Annotated in this window: 19 protein-coding genes and 1 pseudogene; 16 read left to right on the forward strand and 4 right to left on the reverse strand. The window is 40.4% G+C overall.

Annotation, left to right across the window (positions count from 1 at the left end; translation table 11 throughout):
• The first annotated feature begins 59 nt into the window (after positions 1-59).
• From ABVJ71_RS11845 to ABVJ71_RS11875, 7 genes and pseudogenes are all read left to right on the forward strand, one after another.
• On the forward strand, positions 60-563 hold the full coding sequence (locus tag ABVJ71_RS11845) for a DUF1433 domain-containing protein (protein ID WP_353854179.1): 504 nt from the start codon (positions 60-62) through the stop codon (positions 561-563).
• A gap of 60 nt (positions 564-623) precedes the next feature.
• A pseudogene (locus ABVJ71_RS11850) lies at positions 624-916 on the forward strand (hypothetical protein).
• Positions 917-1,013: 97 nt separating this feature from the next.
• Positions 1,014-1,949, forward strand: coding sequence for a nucleoside hydrolase (locus tag ABVJ71_RS11855; RefSeq protein WP_353854180.1), 936 nt, complete (start codon positions 1,014-1,016; stop codon positions 1,947-1,949).
• A 91-nt stretch (positions 1,950-2,040) separates the two neighbouring features.
• Positions 2,041-2,898, forward strand: a complete 858-nt coding sequence (locus ABVJ71_RS11860; RefSeq protein ID WP_353854181.1) for a MurR/RpiR family transcriptional regulator — start codon at positions 2,041-2,043, stop codon at positions 2,896-2,898.
• Between the two features lie 181 nt (positions 2,899-3,079).
• On the forward strand, positions 3,080-4,624 hold the full coding sequence (gntK, locus tag ABVJ71_RS11865) for a gluconokinase (protein WP_353854182.1): 1,545 nt from the start codon (positions 3,080-3,082) through the stop codon (positions 4,622-4,624).
• Positions 4,625-4,648: 24 nt separating this feature from the next.
• Positions 4,649-5,977 (forward strand): GntP family permease, encoded by a 1,329-nt coding sequence (locus tag ABVJ71_RS11870; protein WP_353854183.1) that lies wholly within the window; start codon positions 4,649-4,651, stop codon positions 5,975-5,977.
• Between the two features lie 80 nt (positions 5,978-6,057).
• Positions 6,058-7,173: a DNA alkylation repair protein gene (locus ABVJ71_RS11875; protein ID WP_353854184.1), complete on the forward strand. Its 1,116-nt coding sequence runs from the start codon at positions 6,058-6,060 to the stop codon at positions 7,171-7,173.
• Positions 7,174-7,204: 31 nt separating this feature from the next.
• Here the strand turns inward: ABVJ71_RS11875 and ABVJ71_RS11880 are convergent, their stop codons facing one another.
• From ABVJ71_RS11880 to ABVJ71_RS11890, 3 genes are all read right to left on the reverse strand, one after another.
• Complete coding sequence (locus ABVJ71_RS11880; RefSeq protein WP_353854185.1) at positions 7,205-8,542, reverse strand: amino acid permease; 1,338 nt, start codon at positions 8,540-8,542, stop codon at positions 7,205-7,207.
• Positions 8,543-8,792: 250 nt separating this feature from the next.
• Complete coding sequence (locus tag ABVJ71_RS11885; RefSeq protein WP_353854186.1) at positions 8,793-9,785, reverse strand: Gfo/Idh/MocA family oxidoreductase; 993 nt, start codon at positions 9,783-9,785, stop codon at positions 8,793-8,795.
• Positions 9,786-10,030: 245 nt separating this feature from the next.
• Entirely contained in the window at positions 10,031-10,291 is a 261-nt protein-coding gene (locus ABVJ71_RS11890; RefSeq protein WP_353854187.1) for a MerR family transcriptional regulator, read from the reverse strand.
• A 304-nt stretch (positions 10,292-10,595) separates the two neighbouring features.
• On the opposite strand from ABVJ71_RS11890, the gene yidA reads away from it, so the two are divergent.
• Positions 10,596-11,408: a sugar-phosphatase gene (gene yidA / locus ABVJ71_RS11895; RefSeq protein ID WP_353854188.1), complete on the forward strand. Its 813-nt coding sequence runs from the start codon at positions 10,596-10,598 to the stop codon at positions 11,406-11,408.
• Between the two features lie 271 nt (positions 11,409-11,679).
• Here yidA and ABVJ71_RS11900 read toward each other — a convergent pair whose 3' ends face one another.
• Positions 11,680-13,500 carry an acyltransferase family protein gene (locus ABVJ71_RS11900; protein ID WP_353854189.1) on the reverse strand — a complete coding sequence of 607 codons (1,821 nt, stop codon included), beginning with the start codon at positions 13,498-13,500 and terminating at the stop codon, positions 11,680-11,682.
• 327 nt (positions 13,501-13,827) lie between these two features.
• Here ABVJ71_RS11900 and ABVJ71_RS11905 point away from each other — a divergent pair, with 327 nt between their 5' ends.
• The 8 genes from ABVJ71_RS11905 to ABVJ71_RS11940 all read left to right on the forward strand — a co-directional run bounded on the left by ABVJ71_RS11905 (position 13,828) and on the right by ABVJ71_RS11940 (position 22,426).
• The gene (locus ABVJ71_RS11905; protein ID WP_353854190.1) at positions 13,828-14,772 is read left to right on the forward strand and encodes a sugar-binding transcriptional regulator; all 945 of its coding nucleotides are present in this window, start codon (positions 13,828-13,830) and stop codon (positions 14,770-14,772) included.
• An 84-nt stretch (positions 14,773-14,856) separates the two neighbouring features.
• The gene (deoC, locus tag ABVJ71_RS11910) at positions 14,857-15,528 is read left to right on the forward strand and encodes a deoxyribose-phosphate aldolase (RefSeq protein WP_353854191.1); all 672 of its coding nucleotides are present in this window, start codon (positions 14,857-14,859) and stop codon (positions 15,526-15,528) included.
• Positions 15,529-15,684: 156 nt separating this feature from the next.
• A complete protein-coding gene (locus ABVJ71_RS11915) occupies positions 15,685-16,866 on the forward strand; it encodes a NupC/NupG family nucleoside CNT transporter (protein WP_353854192.1) in 1,182 nt (393 codons plus the stop codon).
• Between the two features lie 24 nt (positions 16,867-16,890).
• Complete coding sequence (locus ABVJ71_RS11920; protein WP_353856650.1) at positions 16,891-18,192, forward strand: pyrimidine-nucleoside phosphorylase; 1,302 nt, start codon at positions 16,891-16,893, stop codon at positions 18,190-18,192.
• A gap of 258 nt (positions 18,193-18,450) precedes the next feature.
• Entirely contained in the window at positions 18,451-18,888 is a 438-nt protein-coding gene (locus ABVJ71_RS11925) for a MarR family transcriptional regulator (protein WP_353854193.1), read from the forward strand.
• Between the two features lie 13 nt (positions 18,889-18,901).
• The gene (locus ABVJ71_RS11930) at positions 18,902-19,540 is read left to right on the forward strand and encodes a nitroreductase family protein (protein ID WP_353854194.1); all 639 of its coding nucleotides are present in this window, start codon (positions 18,902-18,904) and stop codon (positions 19,538-19,540) included.
• A gap of 24 nt (positions 19,541-19,564) precedes the next feature.
• On the forward strand, positions 19,565-19,858 hold the full coding sequence (locus ABVJ71_RS11935) for a putative quinol monooxygenase (protein WP_353854195.1): 294 nt from the start codon (positions 19,565-19,567) through the stop codon (positions 19,856-19,858).
• Positions 19,859-20,044: 186 nt separating this feature from the next.
• Positions 20,045-22,426 (forward strand): immune inhibitor A domain-containing protein, encoded by a 2,382-nt coding sequence (locus tag ABVJ71_RS11940; RefSeq protein ID WP_353854196.1) that lies wholly within the window; start codon positions 20,045-20,047, stop codon positions 22,424-22,426.
• The last annotated feature ends 102 nt before the right edge of the window (positions 22,427-22,528 follow it).

A 22,528-nucleotide genomic window follows, 5' to 3' on the forward strand; every position in this document is an offset into this window, starting at 1 on the left:
TATAAAAAAGAGGTATAAAAAACCTATCGAGTAAATCTTTAAAAGGTGGGGTATTTTTTGTGAAAAACACATTTAAAGTTGTACTAATTGTTTTGATTACTACCGTTGTTATTCTAGTAATATCACTTATTTTTCAAAAAGATAAAGAAAAAAAATCGGATGAATCAGGAGGTGAAACAATCGTGCAAGAGAAGAACGATCTAGAAAAGGCAGAAGAATTCGCAGAAGAAATGAAACCGAAAGTAGAAGAACGTTTACATAAAATAGATATTCACGACTTTATTAAAACCATTACGTTCGATAAGGGAGTAAACGTTAATCCAATGGGCTATATAATAATTAGAGGGTATATTAATGGTAAGCCAGAAAAGTATGATTTCTCTGCATCATTAGAATATCGATCTAAGGAAGTAGGTACAATGACTTTTTCTTCTGAATTATCTTATCGATTTAAAGACTGGGATAAATTTAAAGATGAGCCTGAACTAAAGGAAAACTATCTTAAAAGACTCTCTAAAAAAGAACGTGAACAGTATCTTAAGGATATTGGAGAAAAAGAGTAAAGCAGGTACTCACCTACCTGTTTTTTATTTTTCATTAATAAAAAGGCGGCAGCGGTAGAGATGAAAAATACAATACTTGTATCTGAATTGGTTGTGATCATCCTTCTCTCAGTGACTTCATTAATCATTCAGCACAATAAGCAAAGTCAATCGAATGATGCGGTGCAAGAAAAAAGCGATCAAGAAAAAGCAGAAGAGTTCGCAGAGAAGATGAAGCCAAAAATATTCCAATGGGATATGTAACAGTTGATGGTTATATAAATGGTGAGCCGGAGATAAAAGAAAACTACCTTAATAGACTCTCTGAAAAAGAACGAGAACAGTATCTAAAAGACATCGGCGAAAAAGAGTAAAACAAACGTCTAAAAGATATTTATTCCCTAAATGGATGACAGAGGGATATGCTATCATTCCCCTAACAACACTTTCAAATAAGGGAGAGATTCAGCCATGGCAAATACAAAGAAATTGATCTTGGATGTAGACACTGGCATAGATGATGCCATCGGAATTTTACTGGCAGTAAAAAGTCATCAGTTTCATATATTAGGTGTGACGACTGTTTGCGGAAATGTGTCTGTAGATGCCGCTACACTGAATACATGTAAAGTGCTTGAATTGGTAGAGGCAGTCGATATTCCTGTTGTAAAAGGTTCGGCAACACCTCTTTTGAGAGCGCCACATTATGAGCACCAGGTGCATGGAGAGGATGGAATTGGCGGTGCTTTAAAGGATGTCTATCCTAAAAAAACGGCAGATGATGGCTTCGCTCCTGACTTCATCATAGATCAGGTGCTTCAGCATCCGAAACAGGTCACTCTTGTGTTAACAGGACCTTTAACGAATCTAGCACTTGCAGTAAAAAAATGTCCGGAACTTATTCATCATGTCAAAGAAGTGATTTTTATGGGGGGAGTTGTGCAAGGACAGGGAAACGTGACACCTGTTGCTGAGTTCAATACATATGCAGACCCAGAAGCTGCTAAAGTGGTGCTGGAAGCTGGTTTTCCATCATTGACACAGGTTGGACTAGACGTCACGAGACAGGTTCTGCTAACGGATGAGCGGATTAATGCCATCACAAATGAGACATTAGCCAATTACATAAGAGAGAGTACTGAGCTTTACCGTCGGCGGTATTTTGAACGGAACGGCGTATGGGCCTGTGCAATGCATGATCCGCTTGCTGTTAGTCTTGCCATTGATAAACAATTGGTGAAAACGGAGGCTTTCCATGTAAAAGTCGAGACGAAGAGTGAGTTCTGCGACGGTCAGATGATATGTGACTTTCAGCATCAATGGGAGAAAGAGCGCAATGTTCAAGTTTGTATGGATGTAGATCCTGATGCTTTCTTTGAGCTATTAATACATGTTTTGAATTCATAGAAAAGAAGTCTGTGCAAACAGGCTTCTTTTCTATAAGATGGGAGTATGAGGAAATGTATACGTTCACAATTATGATAAAGGAGTGAATGAATTGGCTTCTGTCAGTTTAAGTAGTATTGAGAAAATTCGGGCAGCAAGCAGAGGATTGTCGCCGAAGTTAAAAGCAATTGCGGAACATATTACGAGTGAGCCACGCGACATCATCCACCTGTCCATTGTAGAGCTAGCGAAAAAAACTGCGAGCTCAGAAGCGACGATCTTTCGTCTCTGTAAAAGACTTGGATTTGAGGGTTATCAAGATTTGAAGATTGCTATTGCCCAGGAAATAGATCAAATAAAGCCTGATTATGTGGATGAAGAGATGAGTCTTGATGATGATACAGCTATTTTTATGCAAAAAGTATTTCAAGCAAATATATCTGCTTTGAAGGATAGTTTTCAGTTATTGAATCCTGAGGATGTAGAAAAAGCCATTCAATTGATTCATCGTGCAGATCGAATAGAGTTTTATGGGAGCGGTGGGTCTGGCCTCATTGCGACAGATGCTTTTCATAAATTTATGAGGACTGGCATCAATTGTATCGTTCATACGGATTCTCATTTTCAAGTGATGTCCGCAGGTCTACTTGATCAAAACAGTACAGTCATCGGTATCTCTCATTCTGGTAGAAACAAGGACTTACTCGATGCAATGAAAATAGCCAAACAAAAAGGAGCCAAAGCCATTGGCATTACAAGCTATCAGCGTTCACCATTGAGCCAGCTCGTAGATGTGACCCTTTATACATCGACTCAAGAAACTGCTTTTCGAACGGAAGCGATGTCTGCAAGACTTGCCCAGCTCACTGTCATCGATGTCCTTTATTTTGCACTTGCGCATTTAAGACAGGAAGAAACATTAACAAACTTAAAGCAAATGAGAGAAACAATTTCTCAAAAAAGAGTGTAATATTTTAAAAAAAAAATTTTTCTTATAGTGAAAAAAGCTGATGTGGTAACGATTTTGAGGTTTTGGATGAAAATAATTTTCTTTTCAATCATTGAATGTCAAAAAAAATATTCCTATAATGGGATTTAACAGGGGTCAACACTTCAAATCTATTTCAAATCAATGATTGGGCGTGATACAGATGAATGGAAACCAGGCGGTAATTGGTTTGGATATTGGAACAACAAGTACAAAGGCGGTTCTGTTTGGGTCGCGAGGGAAAGTGATATCAAAGCACTCGGTTCATTATGACCTCATTCAGCCACAGCCAGCATGGGCTGAGCAGGATCCTGAACAGATAATGGAGGCGGTGATTGCCAGCGTAAGGGGTGCCTTGACGAAAGCAAAATTTGATGCAAAACATGTCATAGGCGTTGGAATGAGTACGGCGATGCATTCTTTAATTGTGATGGATCAGTATGGAAAAGCTTTAACGAATAGTATCATTTGGGCGGATAATAGAAGTGCTGAACAAGCGAAGCGTATCAACACAGATATGAATGGCTTCCACATTTATAAAAGAACAGGTACACCGATCCATCCAATGTCACCGCTTTCAAAAATATTATGGATAAAGGAAACGTTACCTGCACTGTTTCAACAGGCAGCGAAGTTTATTTCTATTAAGGAATATATTCTCTATCATTTCTTTGGTCAGTATGTCGTGGATTATTCAATCGCATCGGCGACAGGTCTGTTTCGTTTGAAAACGCTTCAATGGGATGAGGAAGCACTTCGCATTGCTGGGATTCATGCAAATCAGTTATCTGAACTTGTTCCAACAACCCATCAACTTAGAGGACTTCAACCAGAGATTGCATTGCGGATGGGGATTTCAGAGGACACGCCATTTGTGGTCGGTGCGAATGATGGTGTTCTAGCAAATCTCGGTGTAGGCGCAATTGGTAAGGGGGAAGTGGCGGTCACAATCGGTACAAGCGGAGCTGTCCGCACAGTTGTGGATCAGCCGGTGACAGATGAACAATCAAGAACGTTTTGTTATGCACTGACAGACAAGCATTGGGTCGTTGGAGGACCAACCAATAATGGCGGTATCATGCTGAGGTGGCTAAAAGATGAATTCGCATCATCTGAAGTAGAGGTCGCAAAGCGTCTTGGTGTGGATCCTTATGATCTGATGATTGATATTGCTGAAAAGGTTCCTGCCGGTTCAGAGGGGCTACTGTTTTTGCCATTTTTAACAGGTGAGCGTGCTCCGTATTGGAATCCAAATGCGAGAGGCACATTTTTTGGTATCAGTCTTCAGCATAAGCGAGAACATTTTATACGAGCAGTGTTAGAAGGCGTGATGATGAGTGTCTTCTCAATCGGCGTCGCATTAAGAGATTTGACAGGACCAGCAAAGGATGTGCGAGCTTCGGGTGGATTTGCGAGGTCTTCGCTGTGGCGGCAAATTTTAGCGGATATGATGGGAAGGGAAGTACTTGTGCCAGAAAGTTATGAGGCTTCGGCGTTTGGGGCTGCCGTCTTAGCCCTTCATAGTTTAGGTCATATGGAAGAGATTGAAGAAGTTCAAGATTGGATTCGGATATCTGCTCGCCATGAACCGGATATGAAGAGCAGTGAGACGTACATAGAGCTATTTTATTTGTATGAACGTTTGTATGACAAACTGAAGGGTGAATTTGATGTCATTAGTGCGTTTCAATTAAAGCAAGACCGTTAAACATCAGGGAGAAGGTGGGAGAGCATGCTTTTATTCATCGTGGTTGCGGCGATTGTCCTTTTACTCATTCTTATTACAGTTGTTAAATTGAATCCATTTGTTAGTTTAATTATTACCTCCATGTTAGTTGGCTTTGCTACAGGAATGGACTTGCAGGAGATCATTCAATCGATTAAAACGGGATTAGGCAATACCTTATCATTGCTGGCCATTGTCCTTGCACTTGGCACAATGCTTGGGAAAATGATGGCTGAATCAGGGGGAGCTGAGCGGATTGCTCAGACATTACTTAGCCGATTTGGGACAAAGAATGTTCATTGGGCAATGATGTTCGTAGCCTTTATCGTAGGAATTCCTGTCTTTTTCCAAGTAGGCTTCGTTCTTCTCATTCCTTTACTATTTACCATTGCGATTGAAACGGGCATTTCATTGGTTACGATTGGGATATCGTTAATTGCTGGGTTGTCTGTTGTCCATGGCCTTGTGCCACCTCATCCTGCCGCAATGGCAGCGGTGAGCATCTACGACGCAAACGTAGGCAAAACGATTTTCTTTTCAATGATCGTCGGTTTGCCGACAGCCATTATTGCTGGACCTCTTTACGGCAAGTGGATTGGTAAGCGGATATATAAACCGGTTCCGGAGATGTTGAAAAAACAATTCACCGAACGGAATGAAAATAGAAAGCTTCCTGGCTTTGCAAATACAATGTTTACGATTTTGGTACCGGTAATGTTAATGTTGCTGGCCACATTGGCAGATATCATTCTGCCAGAGAAAAGTACATGGTTTCAGATCTTCAAGTATATAGGAGATCCTATTACAGCCTTGCTACTTGCTACCGTCTATTCTTTCTTTAGTCTTGGCTTCATGCAAGGCATCAGCCGTGATCGTGTCTTAGCATTTAGTAATGAATGCTTAGGACCGATTGCGTCGATTCTTCTTGTGATTGGAGCGGGGGGTGCTTTTAATAACGTCCTTATTGATTCGGGTGTTGGTGAGTACATTGCGGACTTAGCAAAACATTCACCTGTTTCACCTATTTTTCTTAGTTGGCTGATTGCTGCGGTGATTCGTGTCGCGACCGGATCTGCTACTGTTTCTATGATGACTGCCGCTGGGATTGTCGCACCAATTGCTGATTCAATGCCAGATGTCAGTAGGGAACTTCTTGTTTTAGCAACAGGAGCTGGTTCCTTGATCTTGTCTCATGTGAATGATTCAGGTTTTTGGCTGATTAAAGAGTACTTTGGCATGACAATTAAAGAGACGTTCCTAACATGGACGGCTATGGAGACGATTATTTCCGTTAGTGCAATTGCATTTATTATGATTATTAATACGTTTATGTAGCTTGTCCAAAAGCCCAGTTCCTGTGGACCTGTGGCTTTTTTTGAGCCTGCGACGATGCTTCTCTGTCCATTTGGGTTAAAATGATGATATGGACATGTGGGAGGGCGGAAACGATCGAACCATTAAAAAACGTATATCATGAGTCATTTATTCAAAATTTAGCGAAGGAACTATCAAAAGAATCGTCAGTATTTGATGCTGATCGGTTTCAACAGCTTGTGCTAAAAAAGGATTGGTCACAACTTGAATTAAAAGCACGAATGAGAAGAATCACAGAATCGATGCATGCCTGTTTGCCAGAGGATTATGAGCAGGCGATTGAGGTGTTGTGTAAGGTCGCTCCTCATTTTACAGGACTCAGTGCGCTCGTGTTTCCGGACTTTGTAGAGATGTATGGACTCAAGCATTGGGATGTCTCTATCAAGGCGCTTGAATTCTTTACGCTTTTTTCTACCTCTGAGTTTGCAGTACGACCTTTCCTTATCAAAAATCAAGAAAAAATGCTGGCGCATATGCTTGTGTGGTCACAGGATAAAAATGAGCATATCCGAAGACTTGCCTGTGAGGGATGCAGACCACGTTTACCATGGGGGTTGACCGTTCCTGCACTCAAAAAAGACCCTTCGGTCACGTTGCCCATTTTGGAGAACTTGAAGTCTGATCCTGCCCGATATGTGCAAAAAAGCGTATCCAATCACTTAAATGACATATCTGCTATACAGCCTGATCTGATGAAGCAAACGGTCAAGAAATGGTATGGAGCCAATGACCGTACGAATTGGATTGTCAAACATGCGTGCCGTACTTTATTGAAAAAGGGTGATCCAGATATCATGGCCCTGTTTGGTTATGGAGATGATCCGTCCATTCAGGTGACAGATTTGAAGCTGGAACACGATTCCATTCGTTTAGGAGAGACCATGACCTTTCATTTCACTCTTCATGCTGAAAGACCATTGAAGTTGCGCGTGGAGTATGCCATTGATTATGTAAAATCTCGTGGTACGCGCAATCAAAAGGTGTTTAAAATTACTGAACTTGAAACCGATTCGGCCCTACATAGAGAATTTGTTAGGTCGCAGTCCTTTCAGAATATGACGACGAGAAAGCATTATGCAGGCATACATACGCTAACGATCATCATCAATGGTATCCGAAAAGCGTCAATTGATTTTGAAGTAGTTGAAGCTAATTAAAAAACCCGCTAATCATGCGGGCTTTTTCTATTTAAGCCTTCTTCTTCATTAAGAAAGAAGCGATTATTGCGGCGACTAAGAAGCCAATGCTAATGATCGAACTAGGCAGGTTTTCTTGTCTGAATAGGAACAAAATAAAACTCACACTTAGCACAAGACCTGCAAATAAAGTCAAATATGGGAACAGCCAAACCTTGAAGTATGGCTCTTTTGGATATCTTGGACGCAGTCTCAAATGAGCGAGACAAATACTAATCCAAATAAGAGAGACCGCAAAGCCCGGAATGGCAAGCATATAGCTGAAAATTTGCTCTGGATACAAATAAGCAAAGAATGTTCCAACTAAAAGGAATAGGACTGTCACCCACAAACTCAAAATCGGCACGCCTTTTTTATTGACTTGTGCCAGCTTTTTCGGACCGCCGTCTGATTTTGATAAGGAATGAATCATCCTCGTTGTTCCGTAAATGCCTGAATTGGCAGCAGAAAGGACAGCTGTAATTAATACGAAATTAATGAAGTGAGATGCGCCTTGCATACCAGCAGCTGAAAACACTTGAACAAAAGGACTGTTATTTGGATCAATTTGATTCCATGGTATCAGTCCGCAAATAATTAAAATCGGCAGTGTGTAAAATAAGATAATACGCCACATCATACTTTTCACAACACCAGGTAAAACCTTCTCAGCATCCTTTGTTTCTGTAATCGTCATCCCTATCAATTCAGATCCCCCGTAAGAGAATATGACGACTAGTAGTGATGCAAACACGGCTCCCCATCCGTTTGGAATGAAGTTTTGATAGTTGGTGAGAGCTGGCGTGTTTTGTTCGTTAGGAATGATCCCAAATAATAATGCCGCACCGAGTATAATAAAGGCAATAATAACAAAAACCTTCATTCCAGCGAACCAAAACTCAATTTCCCCAAAATACTTTACATGATTTAAATTAATTCCGATGACTAACAGCGAGCAAAGTAAACAGAGTGACCATAGCGGCACATGCGGCATCCAGTATTGTAGTAAGCTTCCTGCTGCAATGATTTCGATGACACACACAGTTAGCCACATAAAACAGTAGACCCAACCGACCACAAATGAAAAACGTTGACCAAGCGCAATTTGGATAAGGTCGCGAAGATTGTTCCCCGGATAAACGATGGCCATTTCAGCTAATGAAGCCATAACAATGAGAAGTAATAATCCGGCAAATACATATGAAAAGATCACTCCAGGGCCCGCTAAACCGATTGTATCGGCACTTCCTTTAAAAATTCCTGTACCAATGACCCCGCCCATCGCAATCATGCGAATGTGACGTGGCGATAAAAGCTTTTTTAACTCTTGTTGTTCCTGATTCGCGCTCATGACGTTCTCCTTTTTCTTCTTTAACAAAATGCTTAAGTTCCATTTTCTTTTTTCATGACGTAAGTGTCAATATAAAAAAAGAGATTTTTCAGACAAAATGTCAGTTGTATTTATCAATTAAAACATGTATTACCTTTTCTTCCATTTGGATTCTAAAATACAAAAATATTTATCGTCTCTCACCATATCATTTATGAAAAATGCGTATCTGACATCAAAAACCGCCTTCCGATCAGAAGACGGTTTTTTGTTATGAGGATGGCTGTTGATCAACTGGGAATAGAATGCCTGCATCTTTTCTTGCTGATTCGAGAACTTTCATGACTGAAAGACTCTCGTCTAACCATGCATAACACTGTTCTTGATTCTTTGTTTCGATGATGTGCTGGAATGCTTCTGCTTCATAAAATAGACGATTTGCATTCGTTTGTGCATTCAGTGAAATCACTTGGTCATTGACATGCAGCAGTACTTCTTCACAGCCATTTGCTCCATTTTTTACGTGCATGAACCCTTTTTCTCCTTGAATCAATGCGAAGTTCATGCTGTTAGTATCCTTACTGCCGACACTTGTAGCAATGAAATCATTGTAAGTGAAGGTCAGAATACCGGATGTGTCAATGCCATTTGGGTGGCGATTGGCTTGGTAGCGAACTTGTTCCGGTGTGCCAAAGAGATTCATGATGAAATGTACGTTATATATATTAATGTCCATCAGAGCGCCGCCAGAGAATTCTGGGTTAAAAACATTCGGCGTTTCACCTGCTAGAAGACGATTATATTTACTTGAGTATTGACTATAGTTGCATTGCACTAGTTTAATCCTGCCTAATTCATGAAGGTGCTTTTTAATTAAATGATAGTTTGGCATATGAACGGTTGTAATGGCTTCAAATAACAACAACTGTTTTTCTTTTGCGAGTGCGATTAAGGCTTCCAGCTCTTTGACAGTAGAGGTGAAAGGCTTTTCACAAATCACATGTTTTCCGCTTTTCAATGCAGCCATGGCGTGCTCGCTATGTAGACAATTAGGTGATGCGATATAGACCACATCAATGTCAGGGTCTTGCAGCATAGCGGACAAATCTGTATAGGTGGTTTGAACCCCAAATTGATCAGCGAGCTGTTTTGCAGTCGCTTCTTTTCTTGAATAGACAGCGTGACATGAGACGCCTTCAAGCTGTTCAATGGCCTGTAGGAACTCTTCCACAATCACACCCGTACCGATTGTTGCGATTCTCATTCTATTCAAACCCCTTTCATTCTTTTGATGTCAGGTGAATCTGCCTCTAGTATACCTGATGTTGGAATAGAAAGTGTTAAAGAGTGTCTTCTTTGCCTGCGAGATGAAGTGTACCAGTCATCAAATCACTGGCACATTCTTTGATAGCCCTTACAATTTGCTAATGTTGACTAATGTTTGTTTCATTAACAACTGAATGGCAGCCTTCCTCTTCTTCAACTCTTGAATGGTTCTTTGAATATCTTCTACTTTTTGTTCAAGTAGCTGTTCAGCTTCTGTTTTTCAAACAGTAAAATGAGAATTTCTCGAATTTCTTTTAATGAGAAATCTAGCTTTCTCGCTTCAGTGATAAAGGATAGCATGAGAACGTATTTTTGATCATATAAACGATAGCCATTATGCGCTTGTTTTGGCTCGGGAAGGACTCCTTCATTTTCGTAAAAACGAATGGTTTCAATATGTACACCAGACATTTTCGACAACTTCCCTCTAGTAAACGTACTCATTACCTCCACCTCCTTTCTTTGTTATTCATCATACAATTAGATGTAATCGTTTCAAATATTCATAAATGAACATTTGTTCCTTCTTATTCAATTGGAAAGATGAAGACACTTGATTTAAAGTGAGAACAAAGAATGCATTATAATGGAGTAGAGATCAATGAATTTTGTTACAGGTGAGAACAAGTAGACAGCGAGAGAAAAAAACGATAGCCTAAAATAGGTAAATTGTATGTGTAAAATGTGAACATTTTTATGATTGCTAAAATAGTGACAGCACGTTTTTGCTGATAAAGGGGAGTAGCCAATGTATAAATTAATCGCAATTGATATGGATGGCACGTTATTAAATGATCATCAGGTGGTTCCAGATGCTGTATTTGAAGCCATTCAACAGGCGAAGGCAGAAGGAGTCAAGATTGTTTTATGTACAGGTAGACCAATCGGCGGAGTCAACCGCTATTTAAAAGAGCTTCAGCTCAATCAAGAGGGAGACTATGTGATTGCATATAATGGTGCACTTGTGCAAAATAGCCATACAAACGAAGTCGTGTCAGAGCTGACTTTATCCTACGCTGATTTGAAATTACTGTATGAGCTGAGTCGTCAACTGGATACACCTATGCATTATTTCGATTCAGCTCATTTGTATACACCGAATCGTGATATTAGCGAGTACACAGTGCTTGAATCTTATTTAACAAAATTACCACTTAAATATTTGCCTGTAGAAGAGGCGAATCAAGCGATGAGACTGCCGAAGATGATGTATATTGATCAGCCGGAACGATTGGAAAAAACGATTCAAGCCATTCCTTCCGAGGTGAAGGACAAGTATATGATGGTGAAAAGCACTGATTACTTTCTTGAAATTCTGCATCCTGAAGTGAGCAAAGGAAACGCTGTTCGGCTTCTTGCAGAGGAGCTTGGTATTACTCGTGAAGAAGTGATGGCAATTGGAGACAACGGGAACGATGTGTCGATGCTGGAGTTTGCAGGCTGTGGTGTGGCAATGGCAAATGCTATTGATGATGTAAAAACAGTCGCTGATGTCGTAACAAAATCCAATAATGATGCTGGAGTCGCCCATGTGCTACATGAGCTTGTATTAGGAAAATAAAGAGAGGGCGGTCTATCTTTTAATGAATGAAAGCGAAAAACCCCTTTTTCTTCGATATGTTTCTTTAGAAAAAGGGTATGACGAAGGTCTGAAAGTAGTCGAATGACTACTTTTTTTGTTCAATCAACATCTGCCCTCATTTAGCTGTTATGAATAGAGAAGATTTCATCATTTGCAATAGCTAGCTGATAGTTAAGTTAACATCTAAGAGAAGTTTCTTATAGAATGCATACAACCGGTAAAGACTAGGGTGAAAATCCCCCAGTCTTTTTTATGATGAAGACACGTCCCCTTTTTGCTTGATGCTAGTTGTAATGAGCTGTGTCAAAGTATCGGATCCACTTGTTGAGAGGTGGACACCATCTGACTGAAAATACGCTGGCTTCCCTGTAGCAGCTGAGTGCCAATCAATCAACGTAATGTTACTGTCTTGTTCAGCCACTCGCTGCATGACTGCATTGACATCATCTTCCCACGTTCTGGGAACTCTCGTGTTCACAAGGAATATGTGTGCTTTCGCAAAGTGTTGAATAAAGGATTTCAATGTCTCCTCTGTGAAAAAACCATTAGTGCCAAGCTCAATAATTACGGCTGCATCAGCTCGGTTAAACGAGGCGTATTGTGGTGCGATACGAATGGCTTCTTTTATTTGTCTTCCAACCCTTGCATCAATGGTAATTTGTTGATAAGTCTTTTCAAGGTTTGGGGCAATATCTAACATGACAGAATCGCCAATGGCGAGAATTTGATGAAATTGTTTTTGATTGGTCGCTTTTTTCTGCTGTTTTTCTTTCTTTTGCTTCGCTTTTGTTTCTTTGTGATCTACTGCTTTTTTTGGTTCGGTCTTCATTTTCGTCACTTCTTTGGCTTGCGGGGATGTGTGAGACGAGCTTGACATGCCAATTGTAAACAAAATCAAAAGAGCCGCTGCAACCCCAAGGAAGACTTTATTGGAGACGGACCATTGTTTGACGTCCTTTTTCCAAATAGACCAAGAGGAAAAAAATGGTTTGAAGCCAAGCTGACGAATCGGCTGTTCAATGTAACGATAGGAAGCTTCTGCTATAAGTAAAATAGCGATGAGTTGCAATGTGACACGCCACATAGAAGGATTACCAATTTCAATGACAGGTGTGGTCAATACGATTACTGGATAATGCCACAAATAGATACCATAGGACCGCTTTCCGAGCCAGACGAGCGGTTTCCAGGACAACCATTTCCCAACGAGACATGCAGGGTGGCAAACGCATGCAATTAAGATAGCGGCATTGAAGCAGAACAAAAGCATACCGCCTTGATACAGAAAGGGATCAAATTCGTCTGCTGCATAAACACAGATTAAGAAAATCACTAGCGAACCAAATCCGGCTATATGTAATATACGTCTGCCGACAGGAAGTAATTTTCTGCTTGAAAGTCTTTGCATTGGCCATACAAATGCAAGACTGCACCCAATCAAAAGCGCAAATGCACGTGTATCTGTTCCGTAATAAATCCTGCTTGGATCAGAGTCAGGTGAATAGAGAATCGCCATCCATAAGGCGGAGACTAGCGCCAGTCCAAACGTGATCATTGGGAGATGAGTGCGAGTTTTAATCCACTTAAGTCCAGTAATCAATAGCACCGGCCATATCATATAAAATTGTTCTTCAATCGCCAAAGACCACAAATTTTTTAGTGGAGAAACGGCATTGAAGCTATCGAAGTAAGACAACTGATGAAAAATATACCACCAGTTACTGACATAAAAAAAGGACGAAAAAGCATCGCCTCGGATGGACAATAATGCGTTTGTACCTGCGATGGCACAAAAGCTGACAGTTAAAAAGATCATCACATAGGCAGCTGGAAGAAGCCTTCTGATTCGGCCCATCCAAAATGGCAAAAGCTCTTGAAAGCCTAAATCTTGTTTATTTAACAAGATCGTCGTAATTAAATAACCAGAAATCACAAAAAACAAATCAACCCCAAGAAACCCTCCGCTTGCAGAACCAATATGTAAGTGATAGGCAATGACCGCCAATACGGCGATTGCTCTCAACCCATCTAATCCTAATATATAACGTAAACGATTTTCCTTGCTGTTCATCAGAATGAATCCTCCATCAATTTCAAACGCCTCTTTTTAGTTGTCACTTCTAGTGATCAATGATTCTTTTATTTTATATAAGTTTAGACGAATGAGCATCATATTTTGTTGGAGATATTCTGCTTTTTTTTAATTTTTTTATGAAAAAAGAAAATGGTATGTACAGGGGGCTGGCTTCTTTTTTATACTCAAATTCAAAATTCTTGTCATAATAGAAGAAGGAATTAGGGGACTTAAGGTTAGCCTACACGATTTTCTTCAATTGAACATTTGTGCATCATTAGGTGAACAATTTGTTATGATAGAAGAAAAAAAGGGGGCGTACAAATGGATCGGGAGAAACAGCAGTTAAGTATTGAAGCAGCAAGGCTTTATTATTTATCTGATTACAGCCAGCAGGAAATTGCCAAACAACTCGACCTGTCGAGACCTACAGTGTCACGACTGCTTCGATATGCAAAGGAAAAAGGTTACGTCCAAATTACGGTGATGGACCCGTTTGAGGATTTGAACGAGCTATCCTCGCTGCTCAAAGAAAAATACGATCTGTTAGAAGCACATGTTGTGTTCTCGCCAAAGGACGACGATCCAACCATTACGGATTATCTCAGCCAATTTGGTGCGGACTATCTGCAACAGACAGTCAAAGATGGTGATATCGTTGGAGTGAGTTGGGGAACTACAATGTATCAAATGGCACAAAAGATGCAACCTAAACAGGTAAAAGGTGTAGAGGTTGTGCAGCTTAAGGGAGGAGTCAGCCACTCACATGTGAATACATATTCTGCTGAAACCATTCAGCTGTTTGCAAAAGCCTTTCAAACAACACCTCGTTATTTGCCGCTCCCCGTTATTTTTGATAGTGCAGTCGTCAAGGAAATGGTCGAAAAGGACAGACATATCCAACGCATCATTGAAATGGGCAAACAGGCGAATATCGCTGTTTTTACTGTTGGTACAGTAAGAGACGAGGCGCTTTTGTTTAGGCTTGGTTATTTTCGTGAAGAAGAGAAAGCATTGCTCAAACAATCAAGCGTAGGCGATATATGCTCGCGATTTTATGATCAAGACGGACACATTTGCAGTGATGCCATTAACAATCGCACGATCGGTGTAGAGCTTCATGATTTAAGAACAAAAGAACGCTCCATTCTTGTAGCTGGCGGACATCGAAAGGTCGCCTCCATCCATGGTGCTCTTAGAGGAAAGTATGCAAACATATTGATCATTGATCAGCATACCGCAAGAGCTCTTTTACATGTCACAAAATAGATGAACAAAATTTCACAACTGTATTTACAATTGTTCAGTCATCATATAAGATGAAAGTATCTTAACTAAAAGGAAGTGTGAAGCATGACGATAGCAAAGCTCATTGATCATACGGCACTAAAACCAGATACATCTAAAGCTGTAATTCAGCAGTTACTTGAAGAAGCAAAGACTTATCAGTTTGCCTCCGTTTGTGTAAATCCAACGTGGGTTTCACTTGCAGCGAAAGAACTCGCTGGGACAGGCGTTGATGTATGTACAGTTATCGGTTTTCCACTAGGAGCAAATACAACAGCAGTCAAAGCATTTGAAACAAAAGATGCGATTGAAAATGGGGCTACAGAAGTTGATATGGTGATCAACATTGCGGCACTAAAAGATGGCGACAATGAACTTGTTGAAAATGATATTCGTGCAGTTGTAGAAGCTGCAAAGGGAAAAGCACTTGTGAAAGTCATTATTGAAACATGTTTACTAACAGACGAAGAGAAAGTAAGAGCATCTAAGCTCGCTGTGAAAGCCGGTGCCGATTTTGTCAAAACCTCGACTGGATTCAGTACAGGTGGTGCAACTGTTGAAGATGTCGCACTCATGCGTAAAACAGTAGGTCCTGAGATTGGAGTTAAAGCATCAGGTGGCGTCAGAACGAAAGAAGACGTAGAGGCAATGACAGCTGCAGGAGCTACCCGTATCGGAGCCAGTGCAGGCGTTTCTATTATCAAAGGGGAGCAATCAGCTCCTTCTAAAGACTATTAATTTATACGATCCTATGGTAGGATAACACTCATGAATCATTATAAATCATGCGGAAGTATCTCATTTATGGGAATATCTTCCGCCATTTGTTTACGTTATCGCCTTTATCTGTTACAAGCGCATTAATGTAAACGAATTCATTTAAGGAGGAAAAACATGAAATATGTAATTGGCATTATCGGTTTGCTGGTGATTCTGGCTATTGCATGGCTGGCGAGTAATGGGAGAAAGAAAGTCAAGTTCCGTCCAGTGATTGTAATGATTGTATTGCAATTCATTTTTGGTTATATCCTGCTTAATACAGGTGTTGGGAACTACCTAATCGGTGGCTTTGCTAGAGGTTTTAACATGCTTTTAGGCTATGCTGGTGAAGGAATTAACTTCGTATTTGGCGGTTTGATGAATGATAAAGCTTCAACTTTCTTCCTCAACGTATTGCTGCCGATTGTCTTTATCTCTGCATTGATCGGTATCCTGCAACACTGGCGTATCCTTCCGCTCATCGTACGCGGAATTGGTTATTTACTTAGTAAAGTAAATGGTATGGGGAAACTTGAATCTTACAACGCTGTAGCATCTGCTATTTTGGGTCAGTCAGAAGTGTTTATTTCCATTAAGAAACAGTTAGGATTATTACCTAAGCAACGTCTTTATACATTATGTGCATCAGCTATGTCTACAGTATCAATGTCGATTGTCGGTGCTTATATGCAAATGATTAAACCAGAGTACGTCGTAACGGCACTTGTGCTGAACTTATTTGGTGGATTTATTATTGCTTCTATCATAAACCCATATGAGGTTTCTAAAGAAGAGGATATGTTAGTGATTGTAGAAGAAGAAAGACAGTCCTTCTTTGAAATGCTTGGTGAATATATTATGGATGGATTCAAAGTAGCAATTGTTGTTGCAGCGATGCTCATTGGATTCGTAGCATTGATTGCCATGATTAATGGCATCTTCACAGCTGTCATTGGCATTTCATTCCAAGATTTACTTGGATATGTATTTGCACCATTTGCCTTCCTTGTAGGTGTGCCTTGGAACGAAGCGGTACAAGCAGGAAGTATTATGGCAACGAAAACGGTGTCTAACGAATTTGTTGCGATGCTTGCCCTATCTGGTGACGGTCTTCATTTTACAGCTCGCACAGAAGCAATCATTTCTGTATTTCTTGTGTCGTTTGCGAACTTTTCATCTATCGGTATTATTGCTGGAGCAGTCAAAGGCTTAAACGAAAAACAAGGGAATGTCGTGGCTCGCTTCGGATTAAAGTTGCTATTTGGTGCAACACTCGTCAGCTTCTTAACTGCAGGCGTTGTCGGCTTGATTTACTAATTTAAAAAAGGAATGGTGAAAACAATGAGAATGGTAGATATCATTGCGAAAAAACGTGACGGTAAAGAACTATCTTCAGAGGAAATTTCTTTCTTTGTCAAAGGTTATACGGACGGAACAATTCCTGACTACCAAGCAAGTGCCTTGGCGATGGCGATTTTCTTCCAAGATATGACGGATCAAGAGCGTGCAGATTTAACACTGGCCATGGCGAACTCGGGTGATACCATTGACCTTTCTGCCATTGAGGGTATTAAAGTCGACAAGCACTCTACAGGTGGTGTAGGCGATACAACAACACTTGTTCTTGCTCCACTTGTGGCTGCTCTTGACGTTCCTGTTGCAAAAATGTCTGGACGTGGCCTTGGTCATACTGGTGGAACAGTGGACAAGCTTGAAGCGGTGAAAGGCTTCCACGTAGAAATTACCAAAGATGAGTTCATTGAGCTGGTCAATCGTCATAAAGTAGCGGTTATTGGACAATCAGGCAACTTAACGCCTGCTGACAAAAAGCTATATGCACTTCGCGATGTTACTGGCACTGTTAATTCCATTCCGCTAATTGCAAGCTCTATTATGAGTAAGAAAATTGCAGCAGGTGCAGATGCCATTGTACTTGATGTGAAAACAGGTGCAGGTGCATTTATGAAAACACCGGAAGATTCTGAAAAGCTTGCAAAAGCAATGGTTCGTATCGGAAATAACGTCGGCAGACAAACAATGGCTGTTATTTCTGACATGTCACAGCCGCTAGGTTTAGCGATTGGAAATGCATTAGAAGTGAAAGAAGCCATTGATACACTGCGCGGCGAAGGTCCGGAAGACTTAAACGAGCTTGTGCTTACTTTAGGAAGTCAAATGGTCGTTCTTGCAAAAAAAGCCGACACACTAGATGAAGCGAGAGAGAAGCTGATTGAAGTGATGAAGAACGGCAAAGCACTTGAGAAATTCAAAGAATTCCTAGAGAACCAAGGTGGAGACAGCTCAATTGTTGACCATCCTGAGAAATTACCTCAGGCACCATATCAAATTGAAGTTCCTGCAAAAGAATCTGGTGTTGTCGCTGAGATTGTTGCAGATGAGATCGGCGTTGCAGCGATGATTCTAGGAGCAGGTCGTGCAACAAAAGAGGACGATATCGACTTATCTGTCGGCATCATGTTGAACAAAAAAGTGGGAGATCGTGTAGAAAAAGGCGAATCGCTCGTGACACTACATGCGAATCGTGAAGACGTTGCAAATGTCATGGAGAAAATTTATGACAACATTCGCATCGCTGATAAAGCAGTTGCACCAACATTGATACACACAGTCATTACAGAATAAAGGAAAAGGACAAAAGTGATTCGTCGCTTTTGTCTTTTTTCATGTGTTAAATCTATGGTCAGTGGAAAGGCGAGAGGGGAACATAATGATTCAAACATGGAAATGAGGCGTGCGTGTAGCTCATCTTTTTTTGAACATAAAAAATTTCACCTTATGAAATAAACCTCTTGCAAACATTATTCAAAGGGTGTATATTAGTTGATAAGTCAATGATTGATATATCAAGCAATTGATCTGAATAGAAATGAGGGGATGGCATTGACTGCATTTTGCTCTGAAGAAGCAGAGATATTATATCGTTTGCAGTGTGTAAACCGTATGATGGGCGTGAAGTTCGAAGCATGCACGGGCGTCAGCCAATCAAGACTGGAGTTGCTATCGCTGTTATTTCAAGCAGATGAAATCAGCCAATCAGATTTGCAGAAAAAAGTAAATATTGATAGTGCGGCTGTGACTCGTCATTTGAAACAGCTTGAAACAAAAGGAATGGTTACACGCAGAAGAAAACCGGAGGATAACCGCGTAACGCTTGTTCGTCTTACAGAAGAAGGAAGAGCGAGAATCGCATCCTCTAAAAAAGAAAAAGAACGATTTATCTCAGAAATGCTTGAAAATGTAAGTGTTGAAGAACGAAAGCTTCTCACTAATGTGCTCACCCGTATACAGCAAAATATAGATAAGATTCAAACCACCTAAAGGAGTGTTACACATGGCTACAACTTTAAAAACAAATGATTTTATGGATATTATGAAAGGGCGTCGTTCAATCCGTAACTACGACCCATCTGTGAAAATTAGCAAAGAAGAAATGACGGAGATCTTAGAAGAGGCAACAACTGCTCCATCATCAGTAAATGCACAACCATGGCGTTTCATGGTCATTGACAGCCCAGAAGGAAAAGAAAAGCTTGCACCACTTGCAAAATTCAACCAAACACAAGTAACAACTTCATCAGCAGTCATTGCTGTATTTGTAGACATGAAAAACAACGAATACTTAGAAGAAATTTATTCAAAAGCAGTAGAACATGGCTATATGCCGCAAGAAGTGAAAGAAAGACAAATTGCCGCATTAACTGCACATTTTGACAATCTTCCAGAGCAAGTGAATCGTGAAACCATTTTGATTGACGGTGGTATTGTGTCAATGCAGCTTATGCTTGTTGCTCGTGCTCATGGCTACGATACAAATCCAATTGGCGGTTATGACAAAGAAGTCATCGCTGAAACATTTGGCTGGGATAAAGAACGTTATATACCAGTGATGCTGATATCAATTGGTAAAGCAGCTGACGAAGGTTATGCGTCTTATCGGTTACCAATCGATCGTATTGCAGAGTGGAAATAATAATGGTTTAAAGGAGACGATCAAATGATAATTATTCATGCAGGGATGACCATTCATCCAGAAAAAGAAAACGTATTTTTAGAAGAAATCAATGCGCTCATTAAAGCCTCACAAGCCGAAGAAGGCAACGTATCCTACAAACTGTTCAAGGATACGGAAAAAGAAAATGCCTTTTTAATGGTGGAAGTGTGGAAAGATGAAGCAGCGGTTCAGAGCCATAATGCAAGTGCACATTTCCAAGGCTTTGTGGCAAAAGCAAAAGAATTTTTAGCAGCCCCACTTGATGTCGTCTCATTCAAAGGAGAGCAGCTTTCATAAAAGTACACAAACACCCTAGACGGTTATCGTCTAGGGTTCTTCTATTCTAGAGCATTTTCACTCAATGATATTCATGTATTGTGCATATTCCACAAAATTCCTAAAAATAAAATATTTTTCGACTTAAGTATATTGGAATATGCTAGAATTAGATATTATTTATTACCAAATTAGGGAGGAACCCATATGAAAAAAGGGAAATGGACGAGCATAGCACTAACAGCTGTCCTCAGTTTAGGTACATTGACAGCTTTCAGCACCCCTCTATCTGCCCACACATCAGAAAAGTCAACATCCTCAGATGGCGGTCATTATTCAGGCTTTCCATTCGACGCAAGTGTAGTGAATGAAGACCGCCTCATCAAAGCCTTAAAAAAACAAGGGAAAATCAAAAAGAATGCAAATGAGGTTGAAACCCAACAGGCATTAAAAAAATATCTAAAGAAAAAAGAAGAAGCTGCCATGAAACAACATGCAAGTAACTTAACAGAAGAGCCTGAGTTCCTGAAAGAATACAAACAAGAAGTACATAATAAATTAGCAAAAAAGAAAAAACTGAAGAAGCATAAAGGAAAAGAGAGCAATGAGCTCAAACCAGTCCAAAAGGAAAAGTATAAAGGCGAAGTTCGCAATGATAAAGTGTTGGTTTTATTAGTAGATTTTAAAGATTATAAGCATAATAGCATCAAAAAAGAAGAAACAGATATGTTTTATGAAAATTATGATCAACAACACTATCAAAATATGCTTTTTGGAAAAAATGGCTACATTGGTCCAGACGGTAAACGCAAAGTTTCTATGAAGCAATATTATGAAAAACAATCTGGCGGCAGTTACACGTTGAGTGGAACAGTTGCTGGATGGTACACAGCCAAGCATGAAGCAGCCTATTACGGTGGAAACACGCCTGAAGAAGGAGGCAGTGATGAAAGACCGCGTGAATTGGTGAAAGAAGCCCTTGAAGTTGCTGCAAAAGATCCGAATATTGATCTAAGTGATTATGACCAATGGGATCGCTATGATATTGATGGAGATGGCGTCTATAATGAGCCAGACGGCATCATTGATCATCTCATGGTTGTTCACGCTGGTGTAGGTGAGGAAGCAGGTGGCGGGCAGCTCGGTGATGACGCAATTTGGTCGCATCGCTGGTCACTTGGTGATGTTTTTGAGATTCCAGACACTGAATCTGAAGTCGGTCAAGGCGGCAAATTAGGCGGTTTAGATTATACAATTGAGCCTGAAGATGGCGCTGCAGGTGTCTTCGCACATGAATTTGGGCATGATCTTGGTCTACCTGACGAGTATGATACACAATACACAGGCAGAGGAGAACCCGTTTCCTACTGGTCGATTATGTCGAGTGGTAGCTGGGCAGGCAAAGTGCCTGGTACGGAACCAACAGGCTTTAGTCCATATGCGAAAGAAATGCTCCAAAGCTTGCATGGTGGAAACTGGCTTTCTGGTCGAACAATTGATGGCAAAACATTAAAGAAAAGCAAAACAGTGTTGATTGATGAAGCAGCAACAAAAGGCACTAATCATGATATTGTTCGAGTAGATTTACCAGATAAAGAGATTGTCGTCACAAAGCCCGCCCAAGGAGAATACTCCTATTATAGCGGTACGGGTGACAATCTGAATGCGACAATGACGACAACAAGCATTGACTTGACGAAGGGCAACAAAGCAGAGCTTACGTTTAAAGCTTGGTACGATATTGAAGAAGATTATGATTACGCCTATGTAGAGGTACGTGAAGCTGGAACAGATCAATGGAAAACCATTGCTGGAAATATTACAAATGATCAAAATAAAGCAGGTGCAAATGAAGGCAATGGCATAGATGGCAAATCGAATGGCTGGGTAGACGCGACCTTTGACTTATCCGCCTATGCAGGGAAAAAGATTGATTTGCAATTCCGCTACACAACCGATGCGGGTTATTCGCTACCAGGTTTACTAGTGGATGATCTCAAAGTAACAGCAGATGGAACTGAAGTATGGTCAGATGATGCCGAGGGAAAATCTACTTTTTCATTTAATGGATTCTCTCAGTCTAACGGAAAGCAATATACAAAACAATATTATTTACTAGAGTGGCGTTCCTATGCCGATGTAGATAAAGGATTGAAGCATATCAAACGTGGAGCAAGCCTTATGAGCTATAATAATGGTTTGCTCGTGTGGTACGTAGACCAATCTTATAGCGATAACTGGGTGGGGAAACATCCAGGAAACGGTTTCCTTGGTGTGGTAGATGCTGATCAGCAGGTATTGAAATGGAGTGACGGCTCAATCGGAGCCACAGGCTTCCAAGTACATGATGCAGCATTTTCTCTTAATCCAAGTACAAAGCTGAATATTGATTATACAGCGACAACGGGACTGACGTTGGAAGATCGCTATATTCGTCCAACTCGTACATTTAGCGATAAAAAGAATTACGTCAATTCAAATAATCCAGATGCTGGACGTGATGTACCGACATTTGGTGTCTCCTTTAAAGTCATTGGACAAAGTAAAGATCGCTCCGTTGGGAAGGTATTAATTTCTAAAAATAATTAAATAGAAAGCCGGATTCTACAATGAATCGGGCTTTTTTATATAGCATCAAAAGGAATTTCTGCTTGTATGATTTGTTTTTATCGAATATATGTTCTGATTTGT

It is taken from the genome of Bacillus sp. Bos-x628 (assembly GCF_040500475.1).
GTDB classification, from domain to species: Bacteria; Bacillota; Bacilli; order Bacillales; family Bacillaceae; genus Bacillus; species Bacillus maqinnsis.

Coding starts and splice junctions, on each gene's coding strand:
- ABVJ71_RS11920 (WP_353856650.1), top strand. CDS start 16,891: ATGAGAATGGTAGATATCATTGCGAAAAAACGTGACGGTAAAGAACTA.
- ABVJ71_RS11890 (WP_353854187.1), bottom strand. CDS start 10,291: ATGAGTACGTTTACTAGAGGGAAGTTGTCGAAAATGTCTGGTGTACAT.
- ABVJ71_RS11875 (WP_353854184.1), top strand. CDS start 6,058: ATGATGATATGGACATGTGGGAGGGCGGAAACGATCGAACCATTAAAA.
- gntK (WP_353854182.1), top strand. CDS start 3,080: ATGAATGGAAACCAGGCGGTAATTGGTTTGGATATTGGAACAACAAGT.
- deoC (WP_353854191.1), top strand. CDS start 14,857: ATGACGATAGCAAAGCTCATTGATCATACGGCACTAAAACCAGATACA.
- ABVJ71_RS11855 (WP_353854180.1), top strand. CDS start 1,014: ATGGCAAATACAAAGAAATTGATCTTGGATGTAGACACTGGCATAGAT.
- yidA (WP_353854188.1), top strand. CDS start 10,596: ATGTATAAATTAATCGCAATTGATATGGATGGCACGTTATTAAATGAT.
- ABVJ71_RS11900 (WP_353854189.1), bottom strand. CDS start 13,500: ATGAACAGCAAGGAAAATCGTTTACGTTATATATTAGGATTAGATGGG.
- ABVJ71_RS11870 (WP_353854183.1), top strand. CDS start 4,649: ATGCTTTTATTCATCGTGGTTGCGGCGATTGTCCTTTTACTCATTCTT.
- ABVJ71_RS11915 (WP_353854192.1), top strand. CDS start 15,685: ATGAAATATGTAATTGGCATTATCGGTTTGCTGGTGATTCTGGCTATT.
- ABVJ71_RS11930 (WP_353854194.1), top strand. CDS start 18,902: ATGGCTACAACTTTAAAAACAAATGATTTTATGGATATTATGAAAGGG.
- ABVJ71_RS11880 (WP_353854185.1), bottom strand. CDS start 8,542: ATGAGCGCGAATCAGGAACAACAAGAGTTAAAAAAGCTTTTATCGCCA.
- ABVJ71_RS11885 (WP_353854186.1), bottom strand. CDS start 9,785: ATGAGAATCGCAACAATCGGTACGGGTGTGATTGTGGAAGAGTTCCTA.
- ABVJ71_RS11940 (WP_353854196.1), top strand. CDS start 20,045: ATGAAAAAAGGGAAATGGACGAGCATAGCACTAACAGCTGTCCTCAGT.
- ABVJ71_RS11935 (WP_353854195.1), top strand. CDS start 19,565: ATGATAATTATTCATGCAGGGATGACCATTCATCCAGAAAAAGAAAAC.
- ABVJ71_RS11905 (WP_353854190.1), top strand. CDS start 13,828: ATGGATCGGGAGAAACAGCAGTTAAGTATTGAAGCAGCAAGGCTTTAT.